Source organism: Pseudomonas asplenii (genome assembly GCF_001293465.1).
GTDB lineage: Bacteria > Pseudomonadota > Gammaproteobacteria > Pseudomonadales > Pseudomonadaceae > Aquipseudomonas > Aquipseudomonas fuscovaginae_B.
This window is the reverse complement of sequence record NZ_JSYZ01000014.1, coordinates 176,262-190,113: the sequence shown is the minus strand read 5'-3', so window position 1 is coordinate 190,113 and position 13,852 is coordinate 176,262. Positions and strand designations below refer to the sequence as shown.

At 66.7% G+C, this 13,852-nt stretch carries 10 protein-coding genes; 4 read left to right on the top strand and 6 right to left on the bottom strand.

Features of this window, described 5'->3' with window-relative positions:
* Position 1: 1 nt before the first annotated feature.
* Positions 2–1,339, top strand: a complete 1,338-nt coding sequence (locus PF66_RS18040; RefSeq protein WP_054063448.1) for a dihydroorotase — start codon at positions 2–4, stop codon at positions 1,337–1,339.
* A 31-nt stretch (positions 1,340–1,370) separates the two neighbouring features.
* A complete protein-coding gene (thrS, locus tag PF66_RS18035; protein ID WP_054063447.1) occupies positions 1,371–3,263 on the top strand; it encodes a threonine--tRNA ligase in 1,893 nt (630 codons plus the stop codon).
* Between the two features lie 112 nt (positions 3,264–3,375).
* Here the strand turns inward: thrS and PF66_RS18030 are convergent, their stop codons facing one another.
* The gene (locus tag PF66_RS18030; RefSeq protein WP_054063446.1) at positions 3,376–3,891 is read right to left on the bottom strand and encodes a DUF3617 domain-containing protein; all 516 of its coding nucleotides are present in this window, start codon (positions 3,889–3,891) and stop codon (positions 3,376–3,378) included.
* A 128-nt stretch (positions 3,892–4,019) separates the two neighbouring features.
* Between PF66_RS18030 and cls the strand changes: the two genes are divergently transcribed.
* Positions 4,020–5,459 carry a cardiolipin synthase gene (gene cls / locus PF66_RS18025; protein WP_054063445.1) on the top strand — a complete coding sequence of 480 codons (1,440 nt, stop codon included), beginning with the start codon at positions 4,020–4,022 and terminating at the stop codon, positions 5,457–5,459.
* Between the two features lie 121 nt (positions 5,460–5,580).
* Positions 5,581–6,000: a hypothetical protein gene (locus PF66_RS18020; RefSeq protein ID WP_054057213.1), complete on the top strand. Its 420-nt coding sequence runs from the start codon at positions 5,581–5,583 to the stop codon at positions 5,998–6,000.
* Between the two features lie 9 nt (positions 6,001–6,009).
* On the opposite strand, the gene cfaB is transcribed toward PF66_RS18020, so the two are convergent.
* The 5 genes from cfaB to hflK (PF66_RS17995) form a co-directional block, all read right to left on the bottom strand.
* Complete coding sequence (cfaB, locus tag PF66_RS18015) at positions 6,010–7,194, bottom strand: C17 cyclopropane fatty acid synthase CfaB (protein ID WP_054057212.1); 1,185 nt, start codon at positions 7,192–7,194, stop codon at positions 6,010–6,012.
* A 172-nt stretch (positions 7,195–7,366) separates the two neighbouring features.
* Positions 7,367–9,277 carry a cation-translocating P-type ATPase gene (locus tag PF66_RS18010; protein ID WP_054063444.1) on the bottom strand — a complete coding sequence of 637 codons (1,911 nt, stop codon included), beginning with the start codon at positions 9,275–9,277 and terminating at the stop codon, positions 7,367–7,369.
* The gene (gene hflK / locus PF66_RS18005; protein WP_054063443.1) at positions 9,274–10,332 is read right to left on the bottom strand and encodes a protease modulator HflK; all 1,059 of its coding nucleotides are present in this window, start codon (positions 10,330–10,332) and stop codon (positions 9,274–9,276) included. Before hflK (PF66_RS18005) ends, PF66_RS18010 begins: the two co-directional genes overlap by 4 nt.
* Positions 10,329–11,390, bottom strand: coding sequence for a protease modulator HflC (gene hflC / locus PF66_RS18000; protein ID WP_081009883.1), 1,062 nt, complete (start codon positions 11,388–11,390; stop codon positions 10,329–10,331). The genes hflK (PF66_RS18005) and hflC overlap by 4 nt, the downstream gene beginning before the upstream one ends.
* Before the next feature lie 2 nt (positions 11,391–11,392).
* Positions 11,393–13,354 (bottom strand): protease modulator HflK, encoded by a 1,962-nt coding sequence (gene hflK / locus PF66_RS17995; RefSeq protein ID WP_054063441.1) that lies wholly within the window; start codon positions 13,352–13,354, stop codon positions 11,393–11,395.
* Positions 13,355–13,852 lie beyond the last annotated feature (498 nt).

Below are 13,852 nucleotides of genomic sequence, written 5' to 3'. Positions count from 1 at the left end.
CATGAGCAGCCTGCTGATCCGCAATGCCCGCGTGGTCAACGAGGGCCGTCAGTTCGACGCCGATGTCCGGGTGATCAACGGCCGCATCGACTCCATCGCCGCCGAGATCGGCAACGCCAGCGCCGACGTGGAAATCGACGCGAATGGTGACTGGCTGCTGCCGGGGATGATCGACGACCAGGTGCACTTCCGCGACCCGGGAGCACCGGCCAAGGGCACCATTTACAGCGAATCGCGGGCGGCGGTGGCCGGCGGCATCACCAGCTACATGGACATGCCCAACACCCGCCCGGCGACCCTGACCCTCGACGCCCTCGCCGACAAGCAGCGCCGGGCGGCGAACGCCTCGGTGGCCAACTACGGCTTCCACTTCGGCGTCAGCCACGACAACCTCGACACCGTGGCGGCCCTCGACCCGCGCCAGGTCGCCGGGGTCAAGGTGTTCATGGGCGCGTCCACCGGCAACCTGCTGGTGGATGACCCGCACATCCTCGAACGGCTGTTCGCCGAGGTACCGACCCTTCTGCTGGCCCATTGCGAACACACGCCGACCGTCGACACGCGCCTGAAGAACCTCAAGGAACTGCTGGGCGGCATGATCCCGCCGGCCGCCCACCCGCTGATCCGCAATGCCGATGCCTGCTACCGCTCCTCGTCGCTGGCGGTGGAACTGGCCAGGAAGCACGGCACCCGCCTGCACGTGCTGCACCTGACCACCGAGCGCGAACTGGAACTGTTCGAGAACAAGCCGCTGGGCGAGAAGCTCATCACCGCCGAAGTCTGCCTGCATCACCTGCTGTTCGACGATCGCGACTACCCGCGCCTGGGTAACCGGATCAAGTGCAACCCGGCGATCAAGCAGCAGTCGGACCGCGATGCCTTGCGCAAGGCGCTGTTGAGCAACCGCCTGGACGTGATCGGCAGCGATCACGCGCCGCACACCTGGGAAGAAAAGCAGCGGCCCTACGAGGAAGCGCCCTCCGGCCTGCCGCTGGTGCAGCACGCTCTGCCGGCGCTGATGGAACTGGTGGCGGACAAGGTGCTGCCACTGACCACCCTGGTGGACAAAACCAGCCACCGGGTCGCCGACCTGTTCGCCATCGCCGAGCGCGGCTACCTGCGCGAAGGCTACTGGGCCGACCTGGTGCTGCTCAATCGCCAGCCGCAGCCGCGGCCGGTCGCCGGTGAACCGATCCTCTACGAATGTGGCTGGACTCCCTTCATCGAGCACAGCTTCCGCCACCACGTGCACACCACCGTGGTTTCCGGGCAGGTCGCCTGGCATGCCGGCCGACTTCATGACGGCTGTCAGGGCCTGCCCCTGCAGTTTCTCCGCTAATACCCTTCCAGATCGACCGAGGCCCCCAGCAATGATCCGCATCACCCTCCCCGATGGCTCGCAACGCGAGTACGACCAGCCGCTGTCGGTCTTCGAAGTGGCCGCCAGCATCGGCGTCGGCCTGGCCCGGGCAGCGGTGGCCGGGCGGATCGACGGCGTGCTGGTCGACTGCGACACCCTCATCGAGCAGGACGCGGCAGTGAGCATCGTCACCCCGCGCGACGACGAAGGCCTGCAGATCCTCCGTCATTCCTGCGCGCACCTGCTGGCCATGGCGGTCAAGCAGCTCTACCCCTCGGCCCAGGTCACCATCGGCCCGGTGATCGAGAACGGCTTCTTCTACGACTTCGCCTACGAACGCCCCTTCACGCCCCAGGACCTGGAACTGATCGAGGAGCGGATGCAGGCCCTGGCCGCGACCAATCATTCGGTACGTCGTCGTACCCTGCCGCGTGACGAAGCCATCGAATATTTCGAGAACCTGGGCGAGCACTACAAGGCCGAGCTGATCCGTGCCATCCCCGAAGACGAAACCTTGTCGCTGTACCGCCAGGGCGATTTCGAGGACCTGTGCCGCGGCCCGCACGTGCCGTCGACCGGCATCCTGCAGGCGTTCAAACTGACCAAGGTGGCCGGGGCCTACTGGCGCGGCGACGCCAACAACGCCCCGCTGCAGCGGATCTACGGCACCTGCTGGGCCAACGCCCGGGACCTCAAGGCCTACCTCACCCGCCTGGAAGAAGCCGGCAAGCGCGATCATCGCAAGCTCGGCGCGCAACTGGACCTGTTTCACTTCGACGAGTGCGCACCGGGTTCGGTGTTCTGGCATGCCAAGGGCTGGACGCTGTTCCAGCAACTGATCGGCTACATGCGCCAGCGCCAGGAGCAGGCCGGCTACGTCGAGGTGAACACCCCGGACGTGATGGACCGCGGCCTGTGGGAAACCTCCGGGCACTGGCAGAACTACCGCGACCACATGTTCACCACCAGCACCGAGGACGAGCGGGTGTTCGCCCTCAAACCGATGAACTGCCCGGGCGCGGTGTCGATCTTCGGCCATGGCCTCAAGAGCTATCGCGACCTGCCATTGCGCATCGCCGAGTTCGGCAAGGTCCATCGCTACGAGCCGTCCGGCGCCCTGCACGGGCTGTTGCGCGTGCGCCACTTCACCCAGGACGATGCGCACATTTTCTGCACCCCGGAGCAGATGCAGGATGAGTGCGAAACGGCGATCGCCCTGGTGTTCGATATCTACCGCGAGTTCGGCTTCAGCGACGTGCTGGTGAAACTCTCCACCCGCCCGCTCAACCGCATCGGCAGCGACGAGACCTGGGACCGGCTGGAAGGCGCGCTGCTCGGCGCCCTGGGCCGGATGGGCATCGACTACCGGATCAACCCCGGCGAAGGCGCCTTCTACGGGCCGAAGCTGGAGTTCGTGCTACGCGATGCCATCGGCCGCGACTGGCAGTGCGGGACCCTGCAGGTCGACCTCAACCTGCCGGAGCGTTTCGATATCGGCTACATCGACGAGAACGGCGAGCGCCAGCGGCCGGTGATGCTGCACCGGGCGCTGTTCGGTTCGCTGGAGCGCTTCATCGGCATCCTTGTCGAGCACTACAGCGGTGCCCTGCCACTGTGGCTTTCGCCCTGCCAGGCGGTGGTGCTGAACATCAGCGAGGGCCAGGCCGACTATGCCCGGGAGACCGTCCAGCGGCTCAAGGCCCATGGCTGGCGAGCGGTGGCGGACCTGCGCAACGAGAAGATCGGCTACAAGATTCGCGAACACAGCCTGCAGAAGGTGCCCTACCTGCTGGTGGTCGGCGAGAAGGAAAAGGCCGCGGGGCTGGTCAGCGTGCGCAGCCGGGCGGGAGAGGACCTGGGGACGATGACGGTCGAGGCGTTGCTGCAACGCCTCGACACCTGAGGACACCCCTCTACCTGTAGGAGCGAGGCTTGCCCGCGAATGCGTCCTCAAGGTCGCCAAAAGCTTCGCGGGCAAGCCCCGCTCCTACAACCCACCGCAGGCCGCTCTTTCATCAGGACCGCGGCTTCACCGCCCCGCAATCCTGCCCCAGCCAGACCGCCTTGGTGTCCATGCTGCCATTCTGCTGGATACCAGTGGCATTGAACGTGCCGCTGACCTTGGTGGTGAACTCGCGATCACTGACAAAATGCGCCGTGCCCGCACCCTGGGCCTTCGGACAGCTGAAGCGGAACTTCCAGTCCGGCCCCTTGCGTTCGGTGACCTGCTGCTGGCAGCCGGACTGCGGATCGGTCAGCGGAATCGCCTCGGAAGCCACCTGCTGCGGCGTCAGGCACACCCGCACGCCCTGCCCGCCCAGGTTGATGCCCTGTTTTTCCAGGGCGGCACGCTGCTCCGGCGTGGTGTTCTGCTTGAGCACGCCCAGCAGCATGTTCACATCCAGCGACTGGTTCTCGACCTGCACATTGCTGGAGGTCAGTTCCCACAGACCGGGCTGCAGCACTTGCGCCTGGGCCACGGGAATCACGAAGGCACAGGCGAGGGCCAGCCCCGGCAGACGAAGGTTCATCGTATAGCTCCTGAAGAAAGGTCCTGCTTAGACGCCAGAATCATGCTTGGGTTGCGTGATGAATTAAATAGCGACAATCGCGCCGGAACATGGTCTGTTAGACGGTACGGATTCAGGATCAGGACCTCATGGATTTTTTTGGCCCTCATGTCTTCGGCTATCTGATAGCGCTGATTCACACGCTGGGCAGTATCGCGGCCATTCACGCCGTGCTGACCGTACGCACCGCCCAGGGCTCGATCGCCTGGGCGCTGTCGCTGGTATTCATTCCCTACCTCACGCTGATTCCCTACCTGGTCTTCGGCCGCAGCACCTTCGATGCCTACATCAAGGCCCGGCGCCAGGCCAACGTGGAAATGCGCAAGGCCATCGCCGACCTGAACTGGCGGCCCTGGGTCGAGGAGGCCCTGGCCGCCCGCAACTCCCAAGCCTACGCGGCATTGCGGGCGATGCCCAAGCTCGGCCGCATGCCGTGCCTGGCCAACAACCAGGTGCGCTTGCTGGTCAACGGCGAGGCCACCTTCGAGGCGATCTTCCAGGCCATCGAGCAGGCCCGGCATGCCGTGCTGGTGCAGTTCTTCATCATCCACGACGACCAGCTCGGCCGACGCCTGCACGAACTGCTGCGCAAAAAGGCCGCCGAGGGCGTCGAGGTCTACCTGCTCTATGACGGCATCGGCAGCCACGCCCTGCCCCACGGCTATGCCGACAGCCTGCGCGACGGCGGCGTGCGGGTGAAAGCCTTCGCCACCCGCAGCGGCTGGCTCAACCGCTTCCAGGTGAACTTTCGCAACCACCGCAAGGTGGTGGTGGTCGACGGTCTGGTCGGTTTCGTCGGCGGGCACAACGTCGGCGACGAATACCTGGGGGCCAGGCCGCCGCTGTCGCCCTGGCGCGACACCCATGTGCAGGTCAGCGGCCCGGTGGTGGCCTGCCTGCAGGAGTCGTTCGCCGAAGACTGGTTCTGGGCCGCGCGCCAGCTGCCGCCGCTGATCCTGCCGGACACCTACCCCGACGACGGCGTCCTCTGCCAGTTGCTCGCCAGCGGTCCGGCCGACCCGTTCGAGACCTGCTCGCTGTTTTTCGTCGAGGCGATCCACGCCGCCCGCGAGCGGGTGTGGATCACCAGCCCGTACTTCATCCCCGATGAAGCGGTGTTCGCCGCACTGCGCCTGGCGGCCCTGCGCGGCGTCGACGTGCGCCTGCTGCTGCCCTCGCGGCCCGACCACCGGATCGTCTACGCCGCCTCCAGCCTCTATGCCTTCGAAGCCGTGCGCGCCGGGGTCCGGGTATTCCGCTATGGCCCGGGATTCCTGCACCAGAAGGTGGTACTGGTGGACAACGAGATCAGCGCCATCGGCAGCGCCAACCTGGACAACCGCTCGTTCCGGCTGAATTTCGAACTGATGCTGCTGACCGTCGACCCGGCCTTCGCCGGCGAGGTGGAAAACATGCTGCTGAAGGACTTCGACCTGGCCCGCGAAGTCACCCACGAGGACAGCCGGGAAACCCACCGCCTGCAGCAACTGGGCATGCGCATCGCCCGGCTGATTTCGCCGATTCTGTAGCAGGAAGGACTATTTTCAGATAAACGTAGGACCGTTCCGAAAGGCCGGCCCGGCCCTGCGATCGACACCGTGGGTCTTTTAAGCTGGGGGTTTCGCCGAGCAATCCTCCGGAGGCCCCACGATGAAGTTCACATCTGGCAGTTCCAGCACCCCACCGTCGATCACCGTCGAATTCGGCAAGCCCAGCCATGTCCATCACCTGCACTACCAGGTGCTCTACAAGGACAAACCCTTCGAGGAGGCCGCCCTGTACTACTACGACAACGGCCTCTACAAGATCGTCTCGCCGGGCGAAGAACACTACGGCGTCTATGTGGTGAGGGGCAGCTTCGACGACCTGCGCTACGCCATCAGCTATATCTCGCTACCCTCCAGCGACTGGTACGGCAACGTCGCCCAGCATGACCTGAGTTTCGACCGGGAAACCGGCACCTTCGAGCAACAGGCCCTGCTGCCCTCGGACCAGGATATTCCCCGCCAACATGGCCGCTACCGGTTGGAGAGCAACCCGGTAGCCGACCCGCGCCCGCTCAAGTGGTAAGACGGGCAGTCAGCGATAGAGATCGCCACGGGTCCAGGGCAGGTCGTGGCCGCCGTCGGCCAACGGTTTCACCGCGAGGATCTGGTGCAGGTTGATCCAGCCCTTCTCGAAGGCGTAGGCGCAACCGGCCAGGTACAGCCGCCAGATCCGCAGGGCCTTGTCCGGCACCAGCTTGCCAGCCGCCTCCAGGTTGCCCTCCAGGCGCTGGCTCCAGATGTTCAGGGTTTTGGCGTAGTGCAGGCGCAGGCTCTCCACGTCGACCACTTCCAGCCCGGCCTCGCTAACGAACGCCGAGATCATCGACAGATGCGGCAGCTCGCCATTGGGAAATACGTAGCGGTCGATGAAATCGCCAGCACCGCGCCCGACCGGGCGGCCGTCGACATGGCGGGCAGTGATGCCATGGTTCATCACCAGGCCGCCCTCGCGCACCGCGCCGAACAGGATATTGCTGTACTGCTGCAGGTTGGCATGGCCGACATGTTCGAACATGCCGACACTGACCACCTTGTCGAACCGACCGTCCTGCGGCAGGTCGCGATAGTCGAGCAACTGCAGGTCGACCTTGTCCTGCAGGCCCTCGGCGATCACCCGCTCCCGGGCCAGCGCCAACTGTTCCTTGCTCAGGGTGATGCCGAACACCTTGACCCCGAACTCCCGGGCGGCGAAGCGCGCCAGGCCGCCCCAGCCACAGCCGACATCCAGCAGGTACTCGCCCGGTTGCAGGCGCAGCTTGCGGCACAGGTGACGGAACTTGGCCTGCTGGGCTTCCTCCAGGCTGGCATCGTCGCGCTCGAAATAGGCGCAGGAATAGACCATGTCGCGATCCAGCCAGAGCTGATAGAACGCATTGGAGAGGTCGTAGTGGTAGGAAATCGAAGCCGCGTCGGTTTCCTTGTCGTGGGAGTGGCGCTGTGCCGGACCGTCCCCTTCGTCCTCCAGCAGCGCCTGGCTCAGTTCGTCGCAGACCCGTACCACTTCGCTGACCGGACCTTCGAGTTCCAGCTTGCCCTCGACGAACGCACTGCCGAGCAGGTCCAGCGTCGGATGGCTGAATTGCGCGACCAGTTGCGGGTCCTTCACGGTGATGGTGATGCTGGGATGCGGCCCGAGATCGAATTGATGGCCGTCCCAGAGTTTCAGACGCAGCGGTAGCTGAAGATTCTGTAAGGCCGGTGGAAGTTGCGCGAGCATGAGTGGTCCCCCCCTTGTTTCAGAAGTCTGATTAAAGGGTAGCGCATTACCGGGAACTGTCAGGCTATCGGGATGATAGACCCGATTCATGATATTCGCCTGCTGTCACCGCAGTGGGAGGGATCTTGGGCTTGCCCGCGAATAGCCCGCATGGGCACCGCCTTATCCCCATTTACTCGGGAAGCTTGAGCAACGGCTCCTGGAAGCGCAGCAGCCGCCCGGCGTTGCCCAGCACCAGCAGGGTGCTGAGGTTGTGCAACAGCGCCGCGATCATCGCTCCCGCCACGCCCAGCCAGCCGAAAGCCGCCGCCGCGACGATCGCCAGGGTCCAGCCCAGGCCGATCACCACGTTGACCTGCAGGGTCCGGCGGCACTGCCGGCTCAGGCGTACGCAGGTGCCCAGGCGGCGCAGGTCGCTGCCGATCAGCACCACGTCCGCCGAGGCCAGGGCGATGTCCGCGCCGCCCGCGCCCATCGCCACCCCGACCACCCCGGCCTTGAGCGCCAGCGAGTCGTTGATGCCGTCGCCCACCACCATCGGTCGGAAGCCGCTGTCGATCTCGCCGAGCACCCGCTGGAGCTTGTCCTCGGGCAGCGCCTGGGCGGCGACATCGCTGATGCCGACCTCCCGCGCCAGGCGGTCGGCCACGCTCTGGCGGTCACCGGTCAGCAGCAATTGCCGGCCCAGGCCCAGCTCACGCAGCTCGCCCAGGGCGTGTCGGGCCTCGGGCTTGGTGCTGTCGGCCAGCAACAGCCAGGCGAGAAATTCACCCTCCAGGGCCAGGCCGGCAATCGGCCCGTCGTGCTCGGGTACCGGCGTGGTGGCGATCGCCAACTGGCTGAACAGCTCCGGCCGGCCCAGCGCCGCCTGGCCGTGGGCGGTGCTGGCGACGATACCCAGCCCCTGGCGCTCGTGCACGTCACTCAAGGCCACATGCTCGGCCGGCTGCGCCAGCCCCGCCAGGGCCCGGCTGACCGGGTGGCTGCTGGCCGAACCGAGGCTCGCCGCCAGGCGCAGCATCGGCTCGCGGTCCGTCACTGCGGTCTGCAGCGACTGCAGGCGCAGGCTGCCGTAGGTCAGGGTGCCGGTCTTGTCCACCACCAGCGAGGTCAGGTCGGCCAGTTCCTCGAGAAACGCCGAGCTGCGGATCAGGATGCCGTGCCGCGCCGCCACGGCGATGCCGGCAATCGCCGTGGCCGGTGCCGACAGCACCAGCGCACAGGGGCAGGCTGCCACCAGCACGGCGAGCATCGCCTGGGCGTCGTTGGTGATGAACCAGGTGACCGCGGCGATCATCAGCACCAGCACCAGATAGCTGCCGGCATAGCGCTCCAGCAGGCGGGTGATCGGCGGCTTGGCCCGCTCGGCGCTCTGCATCAGCGCGATCACCTTGCCCAGGGTCGACTCATGGCCGGTGCGGGTCACCTCGATGCGCAGCAGCCCATCGAGGTTGATCGCCCCGCCGAACACCTGCACCCCGGCACTCGCCTCCAGCGGCACCGACTCGCCGGTGATCGGCGCGGTATCGAGGCTCGCCTGGCCGGACAGCACCACGCCGTCGGCCGGTACCCGGTCGCCGGCGCGGACCTCCACCTGGTCGCCGGCCTTGAGGGTGGCGTTGTCCACCTCAAGCACACTGCCATCGGCCTGTACCTGCCGCGCGTGGCTGCGGGTCAGCCGGCCGAGGGCGCCGATGGCCTCCTGGGAGCCGATGACGCTGCGCTCTTCAAGCACGTGGCCGAAGATCATGATGATCGGCAGCAGGGCGGCGGTCAGCAGGTCGCCGGTGGCCCAGGCGCCGAGCATCGCCAGGGCGATCAACTGGTCGGTGATGCCGTGCAGACTCGGATAGCGCAGGCTGTACCAGGCCGAGCGCATCACCGGCACCGCCACCAGGATCGAGGCAAAACCGAGCAGCAACTGGCTCACCCCGACCTGCCCCGGCGCCAGCCAGCGCCACAGCAGGCCCAGCCCGAGCAGGCCGAGGGCGAGCATCGCCAGCAGCAGTTGGCGGGCCGCGCTGCGCTGTTCGGCGCGGCTCAGCAGGCTGGCCGGCGGATGGGCCGTGGTCGATGCACTCATTGCTCTGCTCCCTGGATGATCAGGCGGGAATCGTCCCGAGGGTCGACCGTGGTCACCGACCCGGCCTGCTGGAGAATCTTCGGCATACGCTCGCGGTACAGGCGCAACAACAGGCCCGGGTCGCTGCCGTCCTGCTGCGCCTTGCCCAGGCTCGCCACCGTGGCCGTATCGGCCTGGGCCCTGGCCAGGCGTTCGCTGGCCTGGGCCTTGGCGACCTGCACCAGGCGGTCGGCCTCCTGGGTCGCCGACTGGCCGAGCTTGGCCGCTTCGTTACGGGCATTGGCCACGGCCTTGTCGGCCTGCTGGCTGGCGGTCAGTACCGCATTGAAGGCATTCACCGCCGGGCCCGGCAGGCTCGACTGGACGTCGACCCGCGCCACCTCGACGCCAATCCCCTGCCCGCTCGCCGCCAGTTCGGCCAGGCGCCGGTTGACCCCTTGCAGCAAGTCGCCGCGCAGGCGCTCGCGGCGTTCGGCGGCCTGACTGTCGCTGCCGATCAGTTCGGGGCGAGCGACCAGTATGGTGTCCAGGTCCCGCGCCGCGCTCAGGGCCACGGCGCTGCGGGTGACGATCCGGTCGAGGGCCGGCAGCACGTGCTCGGCCTGGAGCACGAAGGCATAGGGATCGGTGACCTTGTAGAACACCCGTACATCCAGCTGCACCACACCGGCATCGCCGGTCAGCAGGTAGCCGGAGCCGGCCAGCGCGTCATTGATCGGCGTCGCCAGGGTGGCCTGGCGGTCGGCCTGCAGCGCCGCATCGGAGCGCAGCAGCCCTTCGATGCGCCGCTCGATCACCCGGTCCGCCGCCGGCAGGATCACCACCTGCTCGAAGGGCCGCGGCCAGGCCAGCAGCAAGCCGGCATTCTGGATACGCTCCAGGGCCCCCAGGCGCAGGACCACCGCGCGCTCCTGCGGGTCGATCTGCCGCACGTTGGAAAAGGCCCAGGCCAGTGCCGCCAGCACCGTCACCGCATAGAGGCCGAGAAACGCCAGGCGACCGGCCTGGATCCACGGGCTGTCCAGGCCCCGTGAGGGTTCCGGGTATTCACTCATGGCTGCGCCCCGGCCTTGCCATCATGCTTGTCGACAGCGGCCGGCGGCCCGTCGACCAGCACCCGGAAAGGCGCCGCATCGGTGCGCAGGATCAGCCTGGTTCCCGGGGTGACGATAGTGCCGAGGGTGTCCAGCGAGCGCAGCAGGTTGTACAACTGCGGCGAGCCGGCGTAGGCCCGGCCATAGATCTGCGCCGCCTCGACCCGCGACTGTGCCTCGATGTCGGCGGCCTTGACCGTGGCATCGGCCTGCAGGATGCGGGCATCGCGTTCAGCGGCGGAGCGGATCTGCGCGGCCTCGCGCTTGCCGATCGCGGTACGTTCGGTGGCGATGGTTTCCCGTTCGGCGCGCATGCGGTCGACGGTGGCCGAGAGCGTCACCGAAGGCAGCGTCAGGCGCTCGATGCCGACCTGCAGGACCCGCACGCCGTAAGTCGAGAGCAATTGCTGGTCGATCTGCTGACGCAGTTGCGCCTCGAAATCGGCGATCCGTACCTGGCGGGCATCGGTGTTGACCAGGCTCGACAGGTCGAAGCTGGCGGCGGTGGTTTCCAGCGCCGATCCGACGAAGGTGCGGATCTGCCGCGCGGCTTCGTCCGGCTGGTTCTGCACGGCGCGCATGAAGCGCTCGACGTTCTGCGGATCGCCCTGGACCTGCCAGGCCACATAGGCCTGGATGATGATGCGCAGGCCATCACGGGTGCCGACATCCTGCAGGCCGCTGGAGGTGGTCCGCAGGCGCAGGTCGACCGGAATCGCCGCCTCGAACGGCGCCGGCCAGCGCCAGCCGAGGCCCGGTTCGAGCAGCACCCGCGACGGGTTGCCGAAACGGGTGATTACCGTGGCCTCGCCGGAGCGCACCTGCACCAGGCTCGCCGCCGCGACCGCGAACAGGATCAGCAGCAGCGCCCAGCCCATGCGCCGCCACGGAAATGGCCCGCCGCTGCCCGCATCGCCGTGGTGGTGATGGTGCCCGTGATGAGGGTGATACCCGTGATGATGACCGGCGTGCTCGTGGCCGCCGTGATCGTGATGATCGGCACAATGGGAGTGGGACAGGCTCAAGGGGTGACTCCTGGCTGGACGGCTTTACGCGCAGGCATGGGGTCGGCCGGCAGCGTGAATGAACGCAGATCGATGGTGGGGGCGCTGTTGCCGCCCAGGCGGTGGTCGAGCAGCCATAGCTTCGCCTTGCCCAGCCCCTGGCTCAGTTGCGCCAGGTACTGCTCCAGCACGAAAGCCTGGCCGGCCTGGGCATAGGCCTGGCGCTCGGCGCTGAAACGCAGGTCTGCCGCGCGGGCGCCGGCCTGTACTTCGTGGGCGCTGGCCCTGGCCTGGTCCTCGACAATGCTGGCCTGCAACTGCGCCTGGTTGGCCTGTTCGCTGGCGGCGCCACGCTCGCGGGAAATCAGCGCCTGGGCGCTGATCTGTGCCGCCTGCACCGCGTGATAGGCGTTCGCCGCACCCGCTGGCGGATGAATCGCCTCGACCACCGTGGCGAGGATTTCCACGCCACTGTCCAGGCGTTGCAGGTCGGCCTGTACCGCACGGCCGATATCCTCGGCCAGCGCCGTGCGCTGTTCGCCCAGCAGACCATCGAGAGTCCGCGCGGCGAAATCATGGACCAGCACCCGGCTGGCGGTGCTGCGGATCAAGCTCGGCACATCGGCGCTGTTGTAGGTGGCGGCCAGCGCGGCCTGGTCGCTCAAGCCAATGCGGTAGACGAAACGCACGTCCATGTTGACCACCTGGAAGCCCTGCCGGTCGCCGCTGCTGCTGGCGATCACCTGGGACTTCTCGTTCACGTGGCTGGCGTCCCACAGCCGGTTGGCGCTGGCCGGCGCCTCATCCTCGGCGGGGTCGGGTACGGCAGAGGCCGCCGCCTCGACGCTGGTGGCCAACTCGTGGACCACGCCATTCTCCACCGCCAGCACCCGGCCCAGCGGCCAGGGCAGGCCGACATGCAGGCCGGGGCCGAAGACGTCCACCGGTTTGCCGAAACGTTCGTAGATACCACGCCCCTGCAACGGCACTTCGCTGACCCCGCTCAACAGCCAGCCGACCGCCAGCACCACCAGCAACACCGGTGCGAATGCCCGGCGCATGTAGCTGAAGGCCCAGATCTGACGCAGGTCGATGCCAAAGCGGTTGTGCAGTTCATCCTGCAGCGCCAGCAACGGTTGCGGCGGCCAGCGCAGCAGGCCGGCGATGAAGCTGGTCGCCACCAGGCGCGGCTCCAGGCTGTCGCGCCGCGGGCTGAACAACGACAACAGCGCCCGCAGCAACAATTCCGCCGCCACCAGTGCCGGCAACAGGCCGATCAGGCTGAGCAGGCGAGCCGGCCAGAGGTTCTGCGGCCCGCTGAACAACAGGCACAGGGCACTGACCACCTGCACGCCGATCGCCACCCGAACGAACTGCGCCAGGGCCTCGGCTTCCGGCCATTCGGCGGCATGGGCCTGGGCCAACTGGCGCTCCAGCACCAAGAGGGCAAATGCCAGCAACAGGCCCAGGCTCGCCGCCACGGAGCCGCTCAGCCCCAGGCTCGCGCCGGCCAGCGTCAGGTTCCAGGTCTGCTCGACGCTCACCAGCGCCAGCAAGGCCCAACCGCCCAGCCATAGCGTCGTCGCACCGATCTGCGCCAGGGCGTTGCGCCACAGGCTGTCCAGGCGGGCGAGCAGACGCTCGTAGGCGCCCAGTGCTTCTGCCACCTGCAGCGCGGACGCCACGCCGGGCTCGACCACGGCAGGCGCCCTCGCCTGCTCGCGCCAACGCGCCACACCGGCAGCCGACTGCAACGCCGCGACCAGCACCAGCAAGGCCACGGCGTTGTTGTTCAGCAGGCTCGGCCAGATCGACGCCGGCGCAAACAGCCCGACGAAGAAGCCCAGCACCAGGCCACTGAGCGCCAGCACCGCCAGGCCGAGGCCCAGGCGTTGCAACTGACGGGCCTGCAAGCCCGCCCGCTGGAAGCGCGGCAGGCTTTCGAGGTCGGCCTGCGACGCTTCAAGATCCACTCGCATGTCCACTCCAGACCCGGTTCGATCACCGAGGTCATTCACATCAGGATAGCCGGAGCCCTGGCGCAGACCTCAGGTCGGCGCACCCGCGAGCCCCTTGAAATATTTGGTTACCTTATAACAGAAAGGGTGAATTTTTCGTTCGCAGGAGCGCTTTTTGTGCGCAGCCGGCAGGCCCGGTTGTGATGCTGCAAACCCGGACCTGCCGAACACCGCCAACCCAAAAGCGCTATCGAACCCGATGAACACCAGGCTGAAAACCCGGACTACGCCAAAACTCAAAAGCAAAGGGAAGTTACTCACATGAACAATATATAAGTCCTACAGATAAAACCGACCCTATAAATCAATAGCGAGAGCAATGTAACAAAATCCAACAAGAGAGTGACTTGATTGGCGAATCGCCAGTGACTAACATCCGAGCAGCCGAACAATGTTTTTCATTAACTTAAAATATTCCAATTAAAAGCCGAACATCGGAAAACTCCGGTGACCTTGCAC